The sequence below is a fragment of the Nonomuraea rosea genome, from assembly GCF_039539705.1.
In the GTDB taxonomy this organism is placed as follows: domain Bacteria; phylum Actinomycetota; class Actinomycetes; order Streptosporangiales; family Streptosporangiaceae; genus Nonomuraea; species Nonomuraea rosea.
Genome location: NZ_BAABDQ010000016.1, coordinates 77760 through 98225, shown reverse-complemented (window position 1 = coordinate 98225; position 20466 = coordinate 77760). Strand labels below are relative to the sequence as shown.

The 20466-nt window shown below is 68.8% G+C and carries 20 protein-coding genes, 1 tRNA gene and 1 pseudogene; 14 read left to right on the top strand and 8 right to left on the bottom strand.

The window, feature by feature from the left end:
• Both ABEA43_RS32480 and ABEA43_RS32475 read right to left on the bottom strand, forming a co-directional pair.
• Positions 1-1479 (bottom strand): polysaccharide deacetylase family protein, encoded by a 1479-nt coding sequence (locus ABEA43_RS32480; protein ID WP_345567815.1) that lies wholly within the window; start codon positions 1477-1479, stop codon positions 1-3.
• Positions 1480-1565: 86 nt separating this feature from the next.
• The gene (locus tag ABEA43_RS32475) at positions 1566-1937 is read right to left on the bottom strand and encodes an NADH-quinone oxidoreductase subunit A (protein WP_345567814.1); all 372 of its coding nucleotides are present in this window, start codon (positions 1935-1937) and stop codon (positions 1566-1568) included.
• 78 nt (positions 1938-2015) lie between these two features.
• Here ABEA43_RS32475 and ABEA43_RS32470 point away from each other — a divergent pair, with 78 nt between their 5' ends.
• The 4 genes from ABEA43_RS32470 (at position 2016) to ABEA43_RS32455 (ending at position 5057) form a co-directional block, all read left to right on the top strand.
• Positions 2016-2540: an NADH-quinone oxidoreductase subunit B gene (locus tag ABEA43_RS32470; RefSeq protein ID WP_425570391.1), complete on the top strand. Its 525-nt coding sequence runs from the start codon at positions 2016-2018 to the stop codon at positions 2538-2540.
• Entirely contained in the window at positions 2537-3076 is a 540-nt protein-coding gene (locus ABEA43_RS32465; protein ID WP_345567812.1) for an NADH-quinone oxidoreductase subunit C, read from the top strand. Before ABEA43_RS32470 ends, ABEA43_RS32465 begins: the two co-directional genes overlap by 4 nt.
• Positions 3069-4010, top strand: coding sequence for an NADH-quinone oxidoreductase subunit NuoH (gene nuoH, locus ABEA43_RS32460; RefSeq protein ID WP_345567810.1), 942 nt, complete (start codon positions 3069-3071; stop codon positions 4008-4010). The genes ABEA43_RS32465 and nuoH overlap by 8 nt, the downstream gene beginning before the upstream one ends.
• Positions 4011-4097: 87 nt before the next feature.
• On the top strand, positions 4098-5057 hold the full coding sequence (locus tag ABEA43_RS32455; protein WP_345567808.1) for a hypothetical protein: 960 nt from the start codon (positions 4098-4100) through the stop codon (positions 5055-5057).
• Positions 5058-5223: 166 nt separating this feature from the next.
• On the opposite strand, the gene ABEA43_RS32450 is transcribed toward ABEA43_RS32455, so the two are convergent.
• Positions 5224-6465 (bottom strand): serine/threonine-protein kinase, encoded by a 1242-nt coding sequence (locus ABEA43_RS32450; protein ID WP_345567807.1) that lies wholly within the window; start codon positions 6463-6465, stop codon positions 5224-5226.
• Between the two features lie 151 nt (positions 6466-6616).
• Here ABEA43_RS32450 and ABEA43_RS32445 point away from each other — a divergent pair.
• Positions 6617-6931 (top strand): annotated as a pseudogene (locus tag ABEA43_RS32445) (4Fe-4S ferredoxin); the annotation flags it as partial.
• Here the strand turns inward: ABEA43_RS32445 and ABEA43_RS32440 are convergent.
• Positions 6868-6996 carry a hypothetical protein gene (locus ABEA43_RS32440; protein ID WP_345568092.1) on the bottom strand — a complete coding sequence of 43 codons (129 nt, stop codon included), beginning with the start codon at positions 6994-6996 and terminating at the stop codon, positions 6868-6870. The pseudogene ABEA43_RS32445 and the gene ABEA43_RS32440 overlap by 64 nt on opposite strands.
• 12 nt (positions 6997-7008) lie before the next feature.
• Positions 7009-7578: a hypothetical protein gene (locus ABEA43_RS32435; protein WP_345568090.1), complete on the bottom strand. Its 570-nt coding sequence runs from the start codon at positions 7576-7578 to the stop codon at positions 7009-7011.
• Between the two features lie 561 nt (positions 7579-8139).
• Between ABEA43_RS32435 and ABEA43_RS32430 the strand changes: the two genes are divergently transcribed.
• The 6 genes from ABEA43_RS32430 to htpX all read left to right on the top strand — a co-directional run bounded on the left by ABEA43_RS32430 (position 8140) and on the right by htpX (position 15514).
• Positions 8140-8766, top strand: coding sequence for an NADH-quinone oxidoreductase subunit J family protein (locus ABEA43_RS32430; protein ID WP_345567805.1), 627 nt, complete (start codon positions 8140-8142; stop codon positions 8764-8766).
• A complete protein-coding gene (gene nuoK / locus ABEA43_RS68250) occupies positions 8766-9314 on the top strand; it encodes an NADH-quinone oxidoreductase subunit NuoK (protein ID WP_425570390.1) in 549 nt (182 codons plus the stop codon). The genes ABEA43_RS32430 and nuoK overlap by 1 nt, the downstream gene beginning before the upstream one ends.
• Positions 9311-11254, top strand: a complete 1944-nt coding sequence (locus tag ABEA43_RS32420) for an NADH-quinone oxidoreductase subunit 5 family protein (protein ID WP_345567803.1) — start codon at positions 9311-9313, stop codon at positions 11252-11254. Before nuoK ends, ABEA43_RS32420 begins: the two co-directional genes overlap by 4 nt.
• A complete protein-coding gene (locus tag ABEA43_RS32415) occupies positions 11254-12936 on the top strand; it encodes a complex I subunit 4 family protein (RefSeq protein ID WP_345568071.1) in 1683 nt (560 codons plus the stop codon). The genes ABEA43_RS32420 and ABEA43_RS32415 overlap by 1 nt, the downstream gene beginning before the upstream one ends.
• Positions 12933-14486, top strand: coding sequence for an NADH-quinone oxidoreductase subunit N (locus tag ABEA43_RS32410; RefSeq protein WP_345567801.1), 1554 nt, complete (start codon positions 12933-12935; stop codon positions 14484-14486). Before ABEA43_RS32415 ends, ABEA43_RS32410 begins: the two co-directional genes overlap by 4 nt.
• 176 nt (positions 14487-14662) lie before the next feature.
• Positions 14663-15514, top strand: a complete 852-nt coding sequence (htpX, locus tag ABEA43_RS32405) for a zinc metalloprotease HtpX (RefSeq protein ID WP_345567800.1) — start codon at positions 14663-14665, stop codon at positions 15512-15514.
• Between the two features lie 164 nt (positions 15515-15678).
• Here htpX and ABEA43_RS32400 read toward each other — a convergent pair whose 3' ends face one another.
• Both ABEA43_RS32400 and ABEA43_RS32395 read right to left on the bottom strand, forming a co-directional pair.
• Positions 15679-16152 (bottom strand): NUDIX hydrolase, encoded by a 474-nt coding sequence (locus ABEA43_RS32400; protein ID WP_345567798.1) that lies wholly within the window; start codon positions 16150-16152, stop codon positions 15679-15681.
• A gap of 241 nt (positions 16153-16393) precedes the next feature.
• Positions 16394-16894: a YajQ family cyclic di-GMP-binding protein gene (locus tag ABEA43_RS32395; RefSeq protein WP_345567796.1), complete on the bottom strand. Its 501-nt coding sequence runs from the start codon at positions 16892-16894 to the stop codon at positions 16394-16396.
• 183 nt (positions 16895-17077) lie between these two features.
• Between ABEA43_RS32395 and ABEA43_RS32390 the strand changes: the two genes are divergently transcribed.
• A complete protein-coding gene (locus tag ABEA43_RS32390; RefSeq protein WP_345567795.1) occupies positions 17078-17755 on the top strand; it encodes a sulfotransferase family protein in 678 nt (225 codons plus the stop codon).
• A gap of 87 nt (positions 17756-17842) precedes the next feature.
• Positions 17843-17924 (top strand) — tRNA-Tyr (locus ABEA43_RS32385).
• A gap of 222 nt (positions 17925-18146) precedes the next feature.
• Here ABEA43_RS32385 and ABEA43_RS32380 read toward each other — a convergent pair.
• Positions 18147-18515, bottom strand: coding sequence for a hypothetical protein (locus ABEA43_RS32380; RefSeq protein WP_345567794.1), 369 nt, complete (start codon positions 18513-18515; stop codon positions 18147-18149).
• A gap of 851 nt (positions 18516-19366) precedes the next feature.
• Between ABEA43_RS32380 and ABEA43_RS32375 the strand changes: the two genes are divergently transcribed.
• The gene (locus ABEA43_RS32375; RefSeq protein ID WP_345567793.1) at positions 19367-19891 is read left to right on the top strand and encodes a DUF6461 domain-containing protein; all 525 of its coding nucleotides are present in this window, start codon (positions 19367-19369) and stop codon (positions 19889-19891) included.
• Positions 19892-20466: the final 575 nt, after the last annotated feature.

The window sequence follows — 20466 nt, the reverse complement described above, 5'->3', positions numbered from 1 at the left end:
CTACGTCAGGGGCTGCTTACCCCGCAGCTCGTTCCCTGACCTGTACAAGCGTCCGGCCTGCATCCCTGCCGAACCGTACAACTCAGGAACGGTGACGAAGCTGTAACCCTTCCCGCGCAACCTTTTGAGGATGTCCGGAACCGCCTCAACGGTCTCCCGATGGATGTCGTGCATGAGAATGATCGCACCTGGATGCGTCCCGTGTACCGCACGGTCCGCGATGTCCGCCGCCTTGCCGCCGTCCTGGTCCCTAGTGTCCACGTCCCAGTTGACCAAGGACAACCCCAGTTCACCCGCTACGTCGCGCAGGTCCTGGCTGACGGCTCCGTACGGAGGGCGTACCAGCTTGGGGGCCTGCCCGATGGCCGCGGCGATCACGTCCTCGGTCCGGCCGAGCGAGTCGGAGATCCTGCTGGTCGGCTGCTCCGACAGGCACCTGTGCGTCCAGCTGTGGTTCCCGATCAGGTGGCCCTCCGCGCTCATCCTGCGCAGCAGGGCGGGCTGCGCGGCGGCGCTGGTCCCGACCGCGAAGAAGGTGGCGCGGGCGCGCTCCTCGCGCAGGGCGTCCAGCAACTCGCCGGTGTAGGGCCCAGGGCCGTCGTCGAACGTCAGCGCCACGCACTTGGTCGCCGCGCAGTCCACCGTCCCGGCCCGGCTGCTGACGGCGTCGGGACCGGTTGTGGGCGCTGTCCTGGGCGTGGCGGGGACCGCGCGCCTGGCCGCCTCCTTCGCGCTCTCCTGCGCCCGCCGGCCCAGCCCGGACAGCAGCGGCGCGGCCCTTCCGGCCGGTACGGCCACCGCGACCCGGCCCAGCGAGCACGGCCCGAGCTGGCAGTCGTCGAACTCGACCACCAGGTCCCCGCCGCTGTTGAAGGCCATCGAGTCGAACTGGGCGCCGTCGGACGTCACGCTCTCGCGCTGCGGGCCGCGCTCCTTGAGCTGCTCCTTGACCAGCGTGGCGAGCCGGCGGACCGCGCCCTGCCCGGACAGCAATCCGGTGGAGTCGGCCACTTTGCCGTTGCGCGGGTCGAACCAGTACGTACGGGTGGAGTTGCCCCAGCTCGCGCCGAAGGACTCGCCGGTGCGCAGCCGTACCGCGATCGCCTGGGCGGAGGCGGCGGCGAGCTGCCAGTCCACGTTCAGCTCGGGGCGGGAGCCGGGCGCGCCGACGCCCGAGGTTTTGCGGAACTCCTTGAGCTGGCGCCGGGCCTGCGCGCTCAGCGCCTGGGTGAGCGCGGGGGCGGTGGGGAGCTCGGGGTAGTTGATGTGCACGTAGCGGCTGGCCGTGGAGTCTGTGGAGTCGCCTTCGGTCAGCGTCCTGGTGGACAGGCCGACGACGGTCGCCGGGTCGACGAAGTCGATCAGCGTCGGCTCTGCCGGGACCACGACGTCCCGCGCGGGGGAGGCGGCGGCCAGACCGCATCCTCCCGTCGAGAGGGCCAGCAGAGCGATTCCGGAGTAGAACCGCTTTTTATGCATGGATGTCAGAGTATGGGGGAGATCTTGCTATTTACCCCGATTTGGGGTGATAGGTCCAGAGGCTTTGACCGCGCTGGGTACGCCCGTCACGTCCACGACAGGACGCGTTTGCGCCAGGCGTACACGATGCCCAGGGCGATGAAGCCGAGGAAGACGAACATCTCGACCAGCGTCGTCAGGCCGTAGCCCGGCGCGTCGAAGACCGTGGCCCAGGGGAACAGGAAGACGGCGTCCACCGCGAACACCACGTACAGGTAGGTGAAGACGTAGTAGCGGACCTGCGACTGCGCCCAGCCGTCGCCGACCGGGTCGACCCCGCACTCGTACGTGGTCAGCTTCTCGGCGGTGGGCCTGCTCGGGCGGAGGAGGCGATTGGCGAACAGGGCTCCGGCCACGATGGCGACACCGATGGCGAGCAGCGCGGCGACGAGCACGTACGACCCGAAATAGCCGTCCATGACGGGATGGTAACCCAGGACGACCCGGCCGGGGGCTGTGCCTGGCCAGTGATCCTGATCCGCGCAAGAATGGGCGGCATGGCAGCAACGGATCTCCCGATGCCCACGGTGGGCCCTATCTCCAGGCTGGCGCCCAAGCCGATGCGCTTCGTCCTCAACTGGGGCAGGCGCTATTCCCTGTGGGTGTTCAACTTCGGGCTGGCCTGCTGCGCCATCGAGTTCATCGCGACCTCGACGAGCAGGCACGACTTCATCCGGTTCGGCGTGATCCCGTTCGCGAACGGCCCGCGGCAGGCCGACCTGATGATCGTGTCGGGGACGGTCACCGACAAGATGGCCCCCGCCGTGAAGCGCCTCTACGAGCAGATGCCCGACCCGAAATACGTGATCTCGTTCGGCGCCTGCTCCAACAGCGGCGGCCCCTACTGGGACTCCTACTGCGTGACCAACGGCGTGGACCAGATCGTCCCCGTCGACGTCTACGTGCCCGGCTGCCCGCCCAGGCCCGAGGCGCTGCTCTACGGGATCATGAAGCTGCAGGAGAAGATCGCGGGGGAGAATCTCGGCGACCGCTACCTCGGCTCCCGGCCGGGGGACGCGTGAACGGGCTCGCGGAGCGGTTCGGCGATCGCGCCCAGGTCTCGGAGTCCTACGGCGACACCACGATCGACGTGGGTGCCGCGGACTGGATCGAGCTGCTGACGTTCGTCAGAGACTCACTCGGCTACGTCTACTTCGACTGGCTGACCGGCGTGGAGGACCCGCCGGACGGCTTCCACGTCGTCGCTCACGTCTACAACCCGCCCGCCGGGCGGCGCCTGCTCCTCCGCACGCGTGTGCTCCGCGAGGACCCGCGCCTGGCCAGCGCCGTGGGCGTCTACCGGGGCGCGAACTGGCACGAGCGCGAGACGTACGAGATGTTCGGCGTGATCTTCGACGGTCACCCCTACCTGGTGCCGCTGCTCCTGCCGGACGGTTTCGAGGGTCATCCGCTGCGCAAGGACTTCATCCTGGCCGCGCGCGTGGCCAAGGTGTGGCCGGGCGCGAAGGAGCCCGGCGAGTCCGGGCACGGCGCGCCGAGCCGCCGCAAGACGCTTCCACCTGGAGTGCCAGCCGACTGGGGGCCGCCTGATGCTTGACGTGGTGCTGAGCTTCGCCGTCATCCTCATCGTGTTCCTGGTGCTGCCGCTGATCGTGGGCCAGACCGAGCACAAGGTCATGGCCCACATGCAGTCGCGGCTCGGCCCCATGTACGCCGGCGGCTTCCACGGCTGGGCGCAGCTCATCGCCGACGGGGTGAAGTTCGCGCAGAAGGAGGACATCATCCCGGCCGCGGCGGACCGCCGCATCTTCATGATCGCGCCGGGCGTGGCGCTCGTCCCGTACCTGGTCGTGCTCATCGCCATCCCGCTCGACCGCGGCCTGGTGGCCGTGGATCTCAGCCTCGGCCTGTTCTTCGTCCTCGCCGTCATGGGCATCGGGGTGCTCGGCTCGATCATGGCCGGCTGGGCGTCGGCCAACAAATACTCCGTGCTCGGCGGCATGCGCTCGGCCGCTCAGCTCATGTCGTACGAGCTGCCGCTGGTGCTGGCGGCCGCGTCGGTCGCGATGGCCGCGGGCACGCTGTCGCTTCCCGGGATCGTCGAGGCGTGGCAGTGGTGGTGGCTGCCCTGGCAGGCGATCGGCGGCGTGGTCTTCTTCCTGGCGGGGCTGGCCGAGCTGCGCCGTCCGCCCTTCGACATGCCGATCGCCGAGTCCGAGATCATCATGGGCCCGATGACCGAATACACCGGCATGCGTTTCGCCCTGTTCATGCTCGCCGAGTACGCCGGGATCGTGGTCCTGTCCTTCCTGACCACCGTGCTGTTCCTGGGCGGCTGGCACGGCCCGTTCCTGCCCGGCTGGCTGTGGACGCTGGTCAAGGTGTTCCTGCTGGCGTTCGTGGTGATCTGGCTGCGGGTGACCTATCCCCGGCTGCGCGAGGACCAGCTCCAGAAGCTCGCCTGGGCCGTTCTCGTCCCGCTGGCCCTCGTTCAGCTCGCGCTCACCGGAGTGGTCAGAGTCCTCACCTGAGTGCATGCTCGGTGAAGGGCGGCGCGGAAACTTTACGCCGCCCTTATTCGTCATAACCGGGCAGGGGCCCATTGGGGGATATGACGCATGAAAGAACTCCTTCCCGTCGCGGGTGCGGCGAAAGGCAGCCGGTGTCCCAAAACCCTGCTGACCTCCGCCGGTGACGGAATGCTCACCGCGACCGACCAGGTTTCCGGCCATTCCGTACATGTACGGCCTATGTGCCTTTATCAGTACAACCATGACGTCGTCGCGGACCAGGAACGCAAGTCGCACTCCGTCAAGGGCGTCGCGGCGCTGGACGCCGACGGCCTGGTCCTCCTCGACCTGCCCGGCGACTGGCACACGCCCCACCTGCAAGACTTCAGCCGGCGGGCCGGTCTCCCGCTGGTGGACGCTCGCGAAAAGCCCTCGGCGAAGGTCCGCACGGTGCTCGCCGGCCGCGCTCCCGGCTGGCAGCGGCTGCGCGGTCTGCCGCTGCCGTCCCTGTCCAAATGGCGCAAAACGATGGCCGTGTGCGCGGGAGTCGCCGGCCTGGGCCTCATGGTGTATATGGGCACATGGGGAATGTGGGGCGCGTGGCGCGGCCTGTCGACTTTAGGCCGCTTTCTCGTGGACATATTCGAGGCCAAATGGCTGATGGTGGCCTTCAGCCCGGCCTTGCTGGTCATCCGGCCGGCGCTCACCCGGATGCATCGCCGGCGGGTGCGGCGCGGCACGGTCCTCGGCCCGCCCGGCGGCCCCTACCTGAACCCGCGATCGTACAACAAGCTTTACGTGACCGCGGGGAACGCGGACATAGCCAAGCTCTGGATGGGCGAGAGGCCGGGGCAGGCCTTCAGCCTCCTCATCTACCGGTACGAGGACCTGACCGGGCTCTTCGTGCTCGACCGGTTCGGCAAGGCGCTCCATCACCTGCCGGGCCGCTGGTCGGCGGAGGACGCACACCGGTTCGCCGAACGGCACGGGCTGATGCTGGCGGCGCACAGGGTGGGGCGCGAGGAGTACCTCGACCTCGCCAAGGCGGCCAGAGAAGCCACGCCCTGACGGGCTGTCGTCGGCGGCGTGCGGTCCCTGGGGGCCGCCATTCGATGACGTGCGCCGAAGTGCATCGTCAGCGGCGTTCACCGAAGTGCGTCCTGATGGGTGGCGTGCGCCGAAGTGCGTCCTGATGGGTGGCGTCAGGGGTGCGCGCCCAGCTGGGCGTGTCGGCCTAATGGATGATGGCCAGCATCGTGTCCGAGGCCGAGGGCCGTTCGTCCGGGCTCTTGTTGAGGCACGACCCCACGATCGCCCGCAATCCGGGCGGCAGCGGCGACAGGTCCGGGTGGACCGTCAGCACCCGGTTGAAGACCGCAGGCACCGTGTCCTCCCCGAAGGCGGGCCGCCCGGTGGCCGCGAACATGATCGTGACCGCCCAGCTGAACACGTCGGAGGCCGGCCCCACCGCTTCCCCCGTCAACTGCTCGGGCGACATGTACGGCGGTGTCCCCACCATCTTCCCGGACGTCACGGTCACCTGATCGAGCGCCCTGGCGATCCCGAAGTCGATCACGCGCGGCCCGTCGTTCCCGATCAGCACGTTGCTCGGCTTGAAGTCGCGATGAACGACCCCCGCCTTGTGGATGGCCGCCAGCGCACCGGCTGTGGACAACGCCAGCCGCGTCAGGCCGTCCTCGTCGCGCGGCCCGTGCTTGCGTACGAGCTGCTCCAGCGACGGCCCCTCCACGTATTCGCTCACGATGTACGCGTGCTGCCCGCTGATGTTGACGTCGAGGACCCGGGCTGTGGAAAACGTCGCGACTCGCCGAGCCGCCTCCACCTCCCGCGCGAACCTGGCCCGCGCCACGTCATCGACCAGATCGTGCAGCACCTTCACGGCGACCCGCACCCCGTTGGGCGCCATCGCCAGGTAGACCGCCCCCTGCCCGCCGCGCCCGAGCGGCTGGAGCACCCGGTAATGCCCGATCCACTCCGGCTCCCCGGGCCGCCGCGCCTGATCGCTCTCCCCGGGCCGCCGATGAGCCGGCTCCGCGGGCCGCCGATGGGGCGTGGGCGACGTGGTGCGCTGGTGCAGGTCCACCACAGGCTGCCGGATGGGCGCCGGCCGGTAGACAGGCGCTCTGAGACGCGCGCGCACCATGAAGGGCACCAGGATCCCCGAGTGGATGACCCCGCCGATCCAGCTGATCAGGAGGCCCAGGGACACCACTGCGGACAGGGGACCAGGAATGTCCTCGAAGTCGTCGTAGGCGAGGGCCGCGATCACGAAGGACCCGATGGCGACCAGGTAGCAGGAGGCGGCGAAGACGTGCCAGATGCTGCGCAGCCAGAAAGCCGCGAACCCGATCGTGAACGGGGTCGCCAGGCCGCACGTGAACAGGGGCAGGCAGGCCCACACGACGGCGGCCGCCCACGCCCCGCCACTGGGACGGACCGGATGGCTGTGCTGCATGGCGAGAGACTATCGCCATGCAGTCGTTCATATCGGGCATGCGCACAGCTTGTGGATAACCTCCCGCCAACCTGTGGATGACTGTGGAAAAACTGGGGACAACGCTCTGGCTCATTCACGTGCGGGGCCAAGTGCGTCATGATGTTGAACCATGGCGCGGATACCGGGAGTCGGACTGGCAAAAGGGCTGTCCATCACTCTTCGTCACATGCTGCGCAAATCGGTGACGCAGCAGTATCCCGAGGTCAAGCCCGCCCTCCCGCCGCGGAGCCGCGGCGTTATCGCCCTAGTTGAGGAAAACTGCACCTCTTGCATGCTCTGTGCCCGAGAGTGTCCCGACTGGTGTATTTACATCGACTCCCACAAGGAGACGCTCCCCGCGCCCGAGGGCGGCCGTCCGCGTCAGCGCAACGTCCTCGACCGCTTCGCGATCGACTTCGCCCTGTGCATGTACTGCGGGATCTGCATCGAGGTGTGCCCGTTCGACGCGCTCTTCTGGTCTCCGGAGTTCGAGTACGCGGAAGGCGACATCCGTAACCTCCTTCACGAGAAGGACAAGCTGGCCGCCTGGACCCAGACGGTGCCGCCCCCTCCGGCCCACGACCCCGGCGCCGAGCCCCCGAAGGAGCTCACCGCCGCCCCGCGCCGCCCCGCCGCCGCCCGTACGGGGGACGCAGCCCGTACGGCTAGAGCGGGCAAACCCACGCCGGCCGCGCGCCCCGACACCAAGCCCAGCACCCCCACCCCGGAGACGCCGTCGGCCGGCACCCCCACGACGGGATCGCCTTCGGCCGGTACCCCCTCCACCCCGGAACCGCCTCCGGCCGGTACCACCTCCGCCCCGGAACTGCCTTCGACCGGCACTTCCACCCCGGAACTGCCTTCGACCGGTACCTCCACCCCGGAACCGCCTTCGGCCGGTACCTCCACCACCGATACTCCCGCGGCCGGTATGCCCGCGACGGACGCTCGCCCAGGGGAGACGCCCGCCGACGGCATTCCCTCCGGCGAGACACCCGCCGTGGCGGAGTCTCCTGCGGGGGAGCCGCCCGCAGCGCAGGCCGACCCCAGCGCGCCGTCGAAGCGCCGCACGATGTCGAACGTACGCGGCATCCGCCCCCCGGGCGTCCTCCCCTCCCGCCCCCAGCCCGCTGCTTCACCAGAGGGCCAGGGGGAAACCGGCTCCCCAACAGGCGATGACACCGGCTCGGGGACGGAATCCGGCCCCTCGACAGCCGACGAGACGGGCACCGGCCCTGCGGCCGACGGCAGCGGAAGCACCGGCTCCTCAACAGGAACCGGAACGGATGCCGGCCCTGCGATCGAGGCCGGAAGGGACGCCGACTCCTCAGCAGAGGGCAGGACGGACACCTCGGCTCCCGATGCGACGGACACCTCGGCTCCGGATGCGACGGGCGCCGGATCCCCCTCAGAAGCCGACAGCGACGCCGGACCTTCCACAGGGGCGGAGCAACCCGGGGGACCGGCTTCATCCACAGGGCAGCCGCCCGAACAAAACTTGTCCACAGCCACGGGCGAACCGCAACCGGAGCCCGGGCCGGAGGAGCAGACTTCTTCCGCGAGCCCTCGCCGGCGCAAGATGGCCGATCCACGGTCCATCAGGCCACCGGGGCGGCTCGATCCTGACGAGCCGAGGGAGTCCGAGGAGGAGTCGTGATCGAAGCGGTGCCCTCCTACCTGTCACCCACCGGGCAAGAGATCGTCTTCTTGCTGCTGGGCGCGGTAGCGGTTGGCTCGGCGCTGCTCGTCGTCACGACCAGGCAACTGGTCCACGCCGCCCTCTGGCTCGTGGTGAGCTTCGGCGCGCTGGCCGGCGGCTATCTCGTGCTGACCGCCGAGTTCGTGGCCTGGGTCCAGGTCCTGATCTACGTGGGTGCGGTCGTGGTGCTGATGCTGTTCGGCATCATGCTGACCCGTGCGCCCATCGGCCGCTCCGCCGACCTCGACAGCGGCAACAGGCTGGTCGCCGCGGTGGTGGCGGTGGCGACGGCGGCCGTCCTGGTCACGGTGGTGATCGACGGCTTCCGTACGGCCTACACCCCGCTCAAACCAGGCCAAGGAAGCGCCGAAGCGCTGGGCGCCAGCGTGTTCGCCACGTGGGTGCTGCCGTTCGAGGCGCTGTCGGTGCTGCTGCTCGCCGCCCTGATCGGCGCCATCGTGCTGTCCCGTACGGACATCCCCGGCGGCCCGCCCCCCGACCCGAGCTCCCAGCCCAACGGCGCCCCATCACCCGACCAGGCCGGATCCAGCTCGCCACCCGACCACACCGGGGGTAGGTAGTGCACATCGTCTACCCGGCGGTCGTCTCCGCGCTCCTCTTCTCCGTCGGCGTCTACGGCGTGCTCGCCCGGCGCAACACGATCCTCGTGCTGATGTCGGTCGAGTTGATGCTCAACGCCGTCAATCTCAACCTGGTGGCGTTCGACGTGTGGCTGGGCGATCGGCTGCACAGCGGCCAGGTGCTCACCCTCTTCGTCATCGTCATCGCGGCCGCCGAAGTGGGGCTGGGCCTGGCGATCGTGCTGGCCCTCTACCGCAACCGCCGCACGGTCGACCTCGACCACCTACGCGACCTCGCCGAGCCCGGGGAGCCCGGCGACGAACAGGCCGCTGAGGCAGCGGCAGAAGCGCCCGGCGACCAGGACCCCGGCGACCTCGCGCTGATCCCAGCGGCCCCGCCACGCAGCCAAGCCGCCCACACCCCCGCCGACCCCGCCGATCACCCACCGAACGCAAGCCAAGCAGGCCAGCCGGGCGAAAAGGGCCAGGCTGAGACCGAGGATGGCCGCGCGGGCGAGCAGCCCGTCAAGCGAGGTGGCCCACGATGACGACGTTCCCCCTGCTGGCCGTGCTCCTCCCGGTCCTCGCCGCCTTCGCGGGCCTCCTGCTCTCACGCTGGCCCCACCGTCGGCGCCCCGCCCCGCGCACCACGGCGAACGAGCGCGCCAACACGCAGGCCAACACGCAGGCCAAGAAGCAGGCCAACACCCGAGCCGCCTGGCTCGCGATCATCCCCACCGCCGCCGCGGCCGTCCTCGCCACCTGGCTGGCCTGGGACCCAGGGTTCGCCTACCTCAACGGCGTCACCACGTCCCCGCCCACCGGCCGGACCTACGGCACGATCGTCACCGGCGGCATCCCGATCTCGCTCACCCTTCAGGCCGACAACCTGTCGAGCGTCCTCGGCGTCCTGGTGACCGCGGTGGCCCTGGCCGTACAGGTCTACTCGGTCGGCTACCTCAAGGACGACCCGCGCTACCCCTCCTACAGCGCGTTCATCAGCCTGTTCACCAGCGCCATGCTCCTGGTCGTCTATGCGGGCGACCTCCTGGTCCTCTACGTGGGCTGGGAGATCATGGGCCTCTGCTCCTACCTCCTCATCGGCCACTGGTGGGAAGACCGGGGCAACTCCCGCGCGGCGATCAAGGCGTTCCTCGTCACCCGTCTGGGCGACGTCGGTTTCCTGTTCGGCATCTTCGTGCTCGGCGCGGCGGCCGGCAGCTTCCGCATCGCCGACGTGCTGAGCAAGGTGCCCGAGATGTCCGCGGCCACCGTGGTGACCGCCACGATGCTGCTGCTGGCCGGGGTGGCGGGCAAGAGCGCACAGGTCCCGCTGCACACCTGGCTCCCCGACGCGATGGCGGGCCCGACGCCGATCAGCGCGCTGATCCACGCCGCCACCATGGTCGCGGCCGGCATCTTCATCGTGGCCAGGCTCTTCCCGGCCTTCCTCGCCGCCCGGCCCACGCTCGACGTGCTCGCCGTCCTGGCCGCGCTCGGCATGCTGGGCGCCGCGCTGGCCGCGCTCGCCCAGGACGACCTGAAACGCGTGCTCGCCTACTCCACGGTCAGCCAGCTCGCCTACATGGCGGGCGGCCTGGCGGCGGGCTCCGACACGGCGGCCATCTTCCACCTGCTGACCCACGGCGCGTTCAAGGCCCTGCTGTTCCTGTGCGCGGGCGCGGTGATCCACCACGTGGGCTCCAACCTGATGACTCAGATGGGCGGTCTGCGGCGGGAGCTGCCGGTGACGTTCGTGGCGATGACGATCGGGTTCGCCGCCTTGATGGGCATCCCGCCGGCCAGCGGGTTCTTCAGCAAGGACGGCATCCTGCTGGCCATGGACGACACGCTGTCCAGCGGCACGCTGACCGACGCCGCCGCCCTCCTCCTGTACGGCTGCGCGCTCGCGACCGTCGCCGTCACCGGCGCGTACGCCGCCAGAGCCTGGCTGCGCACCTTCTTCGGCGAGGCCAGGGTCGTGGCGCTGCCGGAGCCGGAGCCCGGCACCGCACACGTCGTGGACGTCACCGAGGCCCCCAGGACGATGCTCATCCCCGTCATCCTCCTCGCGGTCCCGGCCCTGCTGCTGGGCTTCGCCGGCGAGCTGCACCTGGACGTCGGCGTGGCGGCCATCAGCATCGTGCCCGCCGTGCTCGGCGCAGGAGCGGTCTACGCGTTCTGGCGCCTCGACCCCGTCGCCGACCCGGCCCGCCTGCTGGGCCCGCTGCGGGGGCCGTGCGAGCGCGCGTTCTCCGTGGACGCCCTGTACGCCGCGCTGTTCGTCCGCCCGGTCCTGGCACTGGCCAGGCTCGTCGTCAGGACGGACGACGTGGTCGTGGACGGAGCGGTGCGCGGCTCGGGCCGATCGGCGCGCGGACTGTCCGGTGTGCTGCGACTCGCCCAGAACGGCAACGTTCAGCTCTACGTGAGCGGCGTGCTGGCCGGTGTCCTGTTGATCGCGGTCGGAGCGGTGGTGTTCGCATGATGGGCTGGGTTCCCGTCGCGCTGCTGGCTGTGCCGTTGGCCGGCGCCTTCTTGCTGCTCGTGTTCCCGCAGGCGCTGCGCCCGCGGTTGCGTACGTACGGGATGGTCCTTTCCGGCCTGACGCTGGTGCTGGCCCTGCTGATGGTGGCGGCCTTCGACTACGGCGGCGCGGCGCGGCCGCAGTTCGAGGTGGACCTGCCGTGGATTCCGGGGCTGGGGCTCCGGTTCCATCTCGGGGTCGACGGGATCTCGCTGCCGCTGGTCGCGCTGACGGCGCTGCTGACGTTCCTGTGCTTCGTCTATCTGGGCTGGGGCGGCGGCAGAGGTCCGGGGCAGCTCCTGCGGGCGCGGCCGAGGGCCCTCGTGTTCACGCTGCTGGTGCTCGAAGTCGGCATGATCGGTACGTTCCTCGCCCTCGACCTGCTGCTCTTCTTCGTGTTCTTCGAGCTCGTCCTCGTCCCGATGTACTTCCTGATCGGCGTCTGGGGCGGCGAGGGGCGGCGGGCGGCGTCGGTCAAGTTCATCCTCTACACGCTGCTCGGCTCGGTCGTGATGCTCCTCGGCCTGCTGCTCATCTGGGCGCAGACCGGGACGCTCGACATCGAGGCGCTGAGCGCGTCCCACGGCGCCGGAATGTCCAGATCGGTGCAGATCCTGGCGTTCGTGGCGATCGGCATCGGGCTGGCGGTGAAAACGCCCATGTGGCCACTCCACACGTGGCTGCCCGACGCCCACACCGAGGCGCCGACCGTGGGTTCCGTGCTGCTCGCCGGCGTACTGCTGAAAATGGGCACATACGGCTTCGCGCGGATCGGCATCCCCGTCCTTCCCGAGGGGGCGACGGCGGTGGCGCCCTGGCTGGGCGCGTTCGCCGTGGTCGGCATCATCTACGGCGCCCTGGCCTGCCTCGCCCAGCGCGACCTCAAACGCATGATCGCCTACTCGTCGGTCGGGCATATGGGCTTCGTTCTGCTGGGTTTCGCCACGCTGACCCCCGTCGGCATCAACGGCGCCCTCTTCGCGAACGTCGCCCACGGCCTCATCACCGGCCTGCTGTTCTTCCTGGCCGGCGCGATCAAGGAGCGCTACCACACCGCTGACATGCCCTCCATCGGCGGCGGCCTGCTCGGGACGCTGCCGCGGCTGGGCTCGGTGCTGACGTTCGCGGCCATCGCCTCGCTGGGGCTGCCGGGGCTGGCCGGGTTCTGGGGCGAGATGCTGGCGTTGTTCGGGGCGTTCCAACCGGCGAACGGGCTCCCGCGCGGTCTCTTCCTCACGTACATGGTGATCGGCGGCCTCGGCGCGGTCCTCACGGCGGCCTATTTCGTGGTCATGCTGTCCCGCGTCACCCACGGCCGGCCCGCGGTCCGTGCGGCCCGCGCGCGCACTCCGGACGAACGCCCCGTCGTGCCGCTCGGCGCACCCGAGACGCGCTCGGCGACGGCCACCCTGGACCCGGTGGGCTCGAATCCGGAGCCGTACGACAGGTTCTCCGAGCCTCCAGGCTTCTCCGAGGAGCATTCAGGCGACGGCCCCGAGACGGCCCCGGACGACATCAGAGGCTACGAACTGCTGGCCTGGACGCCGCTCGTGCTCCTCACCCTGCTCTTCGGTCTCTGGCCCGGTCTCCTCCTGTCGCTCACCACGCCACCCGTCCAGACCCTGCTGGGAGCCGTCTCATGATCCAGCAGATCGACTATTTCGTGATCGCGCCACCTTTGGCGCTCGCGCTGGTGGCCGGGCTGGTGCTGCTGCTCGACGTGTTCCTGCCCGCCCGTCCGCGGACGAAGACCACGCTGGGGCTCGTCACGCTGGCCGGCGTCCTGGTCTCCCTGGGCCTCGTCATCGTCCAGGCCGTCGGGGCCGGCACACCGCGATCCACCTTCTGCGTGCCTCCCAACCTCGCGGGGCCTGGCGGCCAGGCGGGGCTGTGCTCGTTCGTGGTCGATGAGTTCACGCTGGTGTTCGCGGGCGTGGTGCTCGTGGCGGCCGTGGTGGTCGTCCTGATGTCGATGACGCAGCTCGACGGCGGCGGCATCCCGGTGGGCGAGTGGTACTTCCTCCTGCTCTGCACCCTCGTCGGCGCGGTCACCCTGCCCGCCTCCCGCGACCTCATCATGCTGGTGGTCGCGCTGGAGCTGGTCTCGCTGCCGGTCTTCGCGCTCACCGCGATGAAGCGCTACGACGGGCGCGGGTCCGAGGCGGCGGTGAAGCTGTTCGTGGTGTCGGTCGTCTCGACGGCCGTCATGCTGTTCGGCGTCTCACTCCTGTACGGCATCGCGGGCACCGTCTACCTGTCCCGGCTGGCGGCCGTCTTCAGCGGCCAGATCGAGGCGCCCGGCGCGATCGCGGACCCGATGCTGGCGACCGACCAGGGGCTGCCCGCCGTCGTCTCGGTCGGGGTCGTCCTCGTGGTGGCGGGGTTCGCCTTCAAGGTCGCCGCCGTGCCGTTCCATTCCTGGGCGGCCGACGTCTACCAGGGCGCGCCCGTCCCCGTGGCCGCGCTGCTGTCGGTGATCTCCAAGGCGGCCGGGTTCGCCGGGCTGATCCTCGTCCTGGTCGCCGCCCTATCCGGACAGGCCGCCACCTGGGCTCCGATCGTCGGCATCATCGCCGCGCTGACCATGACGGTCGGCAACCTGCTGGCGATGCGGCAACGCTCCGCCGTACGCCTGCTGGCCTGGTCCTCCGTCGCGCAGTCCGGCTACATCCTGGCCCCCCTGGCGGTCGCCACGTCCCCGCAGCCCGAGAGCACCGCGGTCGGCGCCGCCACCGCCTACCTGGTGATCTACGCGGCGATGAACCTGGGCGCGTTCGCCGTGGTCATGCTCGTCTCCAGGACCGCCGCCCGCAACGAGCTCGACGACTACCGGGGGCTGGCGTTCCGGAGCCCGGTGGCGGGCATCGCGCTGGCGTTCTGCCTGGTCTGCCTGGCCGGGCTCCCTCCAGGCCTGGCGGGCCTCTTCGCCAAGGTCTTCGTCTTCCGCGAGATCGTCGGAGGCGGCGCCGGCTGGCTGGCGCTGATCATGGCCGTCAACACCGTGATCGGCCTCTACTACTACGCCGCCTGGACGGCCCGCCTCTTCACCCCGGCCGCGACCAAGCTGCCGGCCCCGCACCGCCCGTTCCCGGCGACCTGGCTGGCCATCGGCCTCGCCCTGGCGGTGGCCGTCCTGTTCTCGATCGCTCCCCAGCTCGTCCTGAACGCGACCTCGTTGTCAGCCTTCGGCTGACGGCCGGGAAGCCGCGCGGGCGCGCGGACGCGCGGGCAGGCAGCCCTCTGAGACCCACGATGCCTCCTGAACGCGCGCGAAAAGTCGCACTCCGCCCTCAGCTGAGCACGGCGGGGAACGAAGGACCGGGTCATCATCGTTGGACCAGGTGAACCCAGACCCCGGAGGGGGGAACCTTGCACCACAACGGTCTGCGCACCGCCGTACTGCTCGGCGGCCTGTCAGCGCTGATAATCGCGGTGGGCGCGTGGTTGGGCGGCGGCACCGGTGTGCGGATCGCGTTCCTGCTCGCCCTGGTGAGCAGCGGTGTCGCCTACTTCTTCTCCGACCGCATCGCCCTGTCGGCCATGCGCGCCAGGCCCGTCAGCGAGGTCGAGCAGCCCACGCTCTACCGGATCGTGCGAGAGCTCTCCACCGAGGCGCGCCAGCCGATGCCCCGGCTCTACATCTCGCCGACGGTGCAGCCGAACGCGTTCGCGACCGGCAGGAGCCCGCGCCAGGCGGCGGTGTGCGTGACGTACGGCCTGACCAAGCTGCTCGACGAGGCCGAGCTGCGCGGGGTGATCGGACACGAGCTGTCACACGTCTACAACCGCGACATCCTGGTCTCCTCGGTGGCCGGCGCGCTGGCCACGATGATCACCTGGGTCAGCTATGTGGCCGTCTTCTTCGGCGGCTCCGACGACGACGAGGGGCCGGGCTTCCTGGGGGCGCTGCTGATGATGCTGCTCGGGCCGGTGGCGGCGGGCATGGTGCAGATGGCGATCTCCCGCACGCGAGAGTTCCAGGCCGACGAAGCGGGTGCCAGGCTCACCGGCGACCCGCTCGCCCTGGCGTCGGCCCTCCGCAAGATCGAGATGGGCGCCCGCCGGCTTCCGCTCCCTGAGAACAGCCGCCTGACCTCGGCCTCCCACATGATGATCGCGAACCCGTTCAGCGGCTCCGGCTTCGGCCGCCTCTTCTCGACCCACCCGCCCACCTCCGAGCGGGTCGCCCGCCTCGAGCGCATGGCCGGCTACCGTCGCTGACCCCTTCGCCCTGGGCGAGACGGCCTCGGCAGCAGCCATACGGCGGGAGCAAACCCGCTCAGAGCGCCTCAAGCCCTCCGAGAGCCCCGATAGAACCTCTTAGCCCTCTTGCGCCCCCGAACCCACCATTCGGGCTCTACAGCTGCACATGGCATGACGGGGGGTTACTCGAACTCTCCGCCCGCAACGACCTTCCGCAGAATCACCGCGAGATCTTCCGGGAAGAAGGCCTCCTGGGTGCTCTCCAGCTCCTCGACGCTCCACCATCGGTGCGCGGTCGTCGTGTCCTTCTCGATCTGCTCCATGTGCTCGAACGACACCGCCGCGTTGGCGCCGACCCAGAGCGCGAAGAACGTCTGATCCTGGGTGATGGCGTACTCGGCCCAGCAGAATTCGATCGTGCTGATTCCGTACGGTCCGGTGAAGTCGTCCGCACTCGCCCGTATGCCGACCTCTTCGTGCAGTTCGCGCGCCGCGGCCTCCTGCAGCGTCTCGCCGTCCTCCATGGCTCCGCCGATGGTGAACCAGAACGGCTGCTCCGGCCGCGCGGGATCGAAACCGTAAAGCAGGAGCACCCGGTCCTGGTCGTCAATCGGCAGGGCACGGGCAGTGACACGGTGTAGGGGGATCTTCGTCATGACTAACGAGCTTACGGTCGAACCTGGAGAAAGAGAGCGCGCGCCCTTCGCCCGCGAGCGCCTCTCCTGGGATCGTCGACGGCCGGCCCGGGACACAGGAGCAGCCGCGTCGCCGCGCTCACCCGTGCGCCCCGGATACGCCTTCCGCACCCAGCCCCAAGCCGAACCCCTGGCACCACCGGGACCGCCCCTGAATCCTGGACAGATCCCCAGAACCCGGATGTGAATCCCGCCCCACCGATTATCGGTAGTTCACGAACTGCAGTGCGATGTCCAGGTCTTTGCCCTTGAGAAGAGTGATGACGTCCTGCAGGTCATCCTTCTTCTTGGAGCTGACCCGAAGCTCTTCGCCCTGAATCTGTGCCTTGATGCCCTTCGGCCCCTCGTCACGGATCAGCTTCGAGATCTTCTTGGCGTTCTCCTGGTCGATGCCCTCCTTCAGGCTGACCAGCATGCGATATTCCTTGCCCGACAGCTTGGGCTCTCCCGCATCGAGGATCTTCAGCGAGAGACCCCGCTTGACCACCTTGTCCTTGAACACATCGAGTGCGGCCGTCGCGCGCTCCTCGCTGTTGGCCTTGATCTCGATGTTGGTCTGCCCGGACCAGCTGATGCTCGCCCCGGTGCCCTTGAAGTCGAAGCGGTGTCCGACCTCCTTCACCGTCTGATTGAGAGCGTTGTCGACTTCCTGATGGTCGATCTTGCTGACGATGTCGAAAGATGAATCGGCCAAAACACCCATCCTCTCGGCTGTGAAGCACTGTCCGGATCCCACCGCCCTCGCTGTACGCGAACGCGTGGACCCAGCGAACGAGCCTAGCCAGCATCGGCGCGCAGTGCAGGACCCCGACCCCTTGCTCACCCCAGAGCGTCGAAGGAACATGTTTGCGGCATATCGCAGTTTCCGATCGAAATAATAGGGATCATGCGCATAATCGGGGCCGGCTTCGGCCGTACCGGAACGCTGTCCACCAAGTCCGCCCTGGAACGCCTGGGCTTCGGCCCATGCCACCACATGACCGAAGTAGTACAACGCCGAGGCCAGGTACACCGCTGGCTGGCCCTGGCAGAAGGCCGCAAGACGGACTGGAACTCCCTCTTATCCGGCTACTCCTCCTGCGTCGACTGGCCCGCCGCCGCGTACTGGCGCGAACTCGCCGACCACTACCCCGACGCCAAGGTCATCCTCACCGTCCGCGACCCGGAACGCTGGCTGGCCAGCATGAACGCCACCATCTTCAAGCAGGCGAAGCGCGGCGCCACACTCTCCGGTCGCACCATCCACCGCATCTCCACCCTCGCAGGCACAGACTTCGCCGCCCTGGTCAAGATGACCGGCCTGGTGGTACGCGACGGCGTCTTCGCCGGCCAGATGCACCCCGACCACGCCCTCAAGGCCTTCACCACCCACATAGAGAACGTCAAAGCCACGATCCCCCCGGACCGCCTCCTGGTCTTCGACGTCAAGCAAGGCTGGCAGCCCCTGTGCGCCTTCCTGGACGTCCCAGCCCCCGCTGAGCCGTTCCCGAGAGTCAACGACGCCGCCACGTTCCAGCAGCACGCACGAGCCGCCGGACGACTCCTGTTTCGGCGAAGCCGCTAACCCGGATCCGGCACGGGACAAACCGGTGTCACGTACACCTCGGAAGTCCGCTATTCTTCTGTCTGTCGCCGCGAGAGCGGATGGCACGGCAGGTTGCCCGAGTGGCCAAAGGGAGCGGTCTGTAAAACCGTCGGCTCAGCCTACGCAAGTTCGAACCTTGCACCTGCCACACGCAGTAAGAGCAGTTCAGAGGCCCTCCGGGGCCTCTTCTGCGTTTCAGGGGCTGTGCAGCCAGATGCCGCCGTGAGCGGGCTGTTGTCGCTGGTCCACCAATATGCGTGCAATGATCTTGAGCGTGTTTCCCCAGTTCGGACGCCAGTTCCGGCCAATACGCGGCCAAGAACAAGAGCTCTGGTGGTGGGCCGGGGCCCTGGGTGCGGTCGGTAGGTGGTCATGCGGCGAGGACATCACCAAGCCGCTGGTTGGCGATGTCCTGGTGGCCGTCGACGCACTTGGCGTAGACCCTCAGGAGGACATCGACACCGTGGCCCGCTCGTTCGGCCACGTCCGGGGCTGAGACGCCCGCGTTGAGCCAGAGGGATACGGCTGCGTGCCGGAGATCGTATGGGCGCTTGGCGAGCGGTGAGGCGACCTGTGCGGGTGTGAAGGCCAGGAGGCGGGTGTCCTGCCAGACCTCCGTGTAGGCAGTGGAGGCGACGACACCGCCCCGTTCGCTGCGGAAGAAGCGACCATCCTTGGCGGTCCCGTACTCCGCGATGTGCTCGCGGATGATCGCGACGAGCTCGGGAGGGATGGGCACCGGGCGGACGTCTTGTCTGCCCCGATGCTTGAGGCCGCGTACTTCGTGCGCGTCCCCAGTGTCGGTCCACTGGGTTGTTGACCTCTGGCCGGGACACGTCGATCGTGAGCCGTCCCCAGCCTGACGCAGGCAGGTGACAGTCCTGGAGTCGCAGGCCGACTGCTTCGGCCGGGCGTAGGGCGGCGTAGTACATGCAGGCGAAGAGAGCCATCAGCCGCTGGCCCCTGCCGGCGCCGTCCTACGTAGGTCACCGCAGTCAGCAGCTCCTGAGCCTGGCGAGGGTTCACCACGACGCGGGCATCTACCGTCTCGGTCGTCTTGGGCGGCTTCCACTTGACCTTGTGCAGCGGATTTGCCGAAAAGCTCCGCCAACTCCACCGCGTACTCCAGGAGGGCGTGGAAGACGGCGCGCTTGCGGGCGATCGTCGTGGAGGCCGCAGCCCTGCCGTCAAGCGCCGGGGGTACGGCGGCGCGCCGCCGTACCCCCGGCCCTCCGCCCGCCCGCCGTCCGGGCGTGCGGCCTGGGGGCCGGTCTCGGACGGCGGGCGGGACACCGGGCCGGGCACCGCACGCCGGCCCCGCCGTACTGACCGAACGCTCCGACCGGGGTTGCCACGCCGCCGCACAACTGCAGCCCTTACGATCGCCACGGCATGGCTGGCCACTATGCATGGTCGGGGGCTCACCGAGCAGGGTTGTTGCAGTCCGTTCTCGAGTCGAGGCAGTCAAAGGCACGAGCGCCAACTCAGTGATGGGCGGACCCGGCTGTCCCCCTACCGAAGTAACGGCTGCTGCCCCTAGCCTGTCCCCGAAAAGGATCATTGTCCAGGCAGGGGCGAAAGGGACAAGCAATGGGCGGCGTATCGCCGATGGATTACGCCTGGTTCATCGAGGAGTATCAAACGGACAGCGACCTGATCGGCGTGACGTTCGTGCGAGGCCTGTCTCCTGAGGAAGCATTGCACCGGATCGGCGCCACTCCCGGTGACACCTCCCGAGAAGTGGGCATTGCCGCCTACGCGGGAGACGGAGGAGCAGTGCTGATTGACTACCATTGCCAGCCGCTCCCAGAGACCCTCTCCCAGGGTACGGAGATGGCAAGGGTCATTACAGGCATCACCATGGACGAGCACTTCGTCTACTCCGTCGATGGAGTGGTGGTCACGGAATTCGAGCCGTTCTTCCCCGGCGATCGGAACGGCAGCGATCCTGACCGCCTGCTGGCTCATATGCGAGAGCTGCGCATGCCGCTGGACGGAGAGGCCGACTCGCGGACTTCCATTGCTCTCGCCCTTGCGCTGGCTGCACGGGCCACTGGGGTCGCCCTGACACCGATTCACTACGGGGCGGAGCCCATCGTCGGGTCGATCGACTGAAGGTTCCGACCCAGTGACCTGCCGTGCAATATGCGGGTAATGATCATGGATCTCATCGTGACGAGAGATCGTTCTGCCGCAGGTAGAAGGCCATCCCTCAAGCACAACGGTCACGAGCTGTAAAACCGTCGGCTCAGCCTACGCAAGTTCGAACCTTGCACCTGCCACACCAGCGGGAAGAGGCCCGTCACCAGCGGAAACGCGGTGACGGGCCTCTTGCTTTGTATCCGGCTGTCTATGGCGATCACCGGCCGTCTACGGTTGACCGTTCCCAATGTGTTCCCAACGGATCATAACTCTGGTGAGGGCCTGGCAACCTAAGGAGAGCAGGTCCTGGTCGCGGATGGCGGGTGCTGGGCACGAACCGGAGGCATCATCGACAGCGGGTGTTCGCAGCCCGTCGTCGGGTAAGCCGCTTATGGGCGCCGTGTCATGTTCATTCGCCAGCGTATGAGTTGGACGCTGACGCCGAAGTGCTCGGCTGCCGCTTCTTCTGATAAGCCCTGGCTGGCGATGGACAAGGCGTTCTCCTCCGGAACTAGCAAGACGCCGGCCAGCCAAGCCGTCCACGCTCG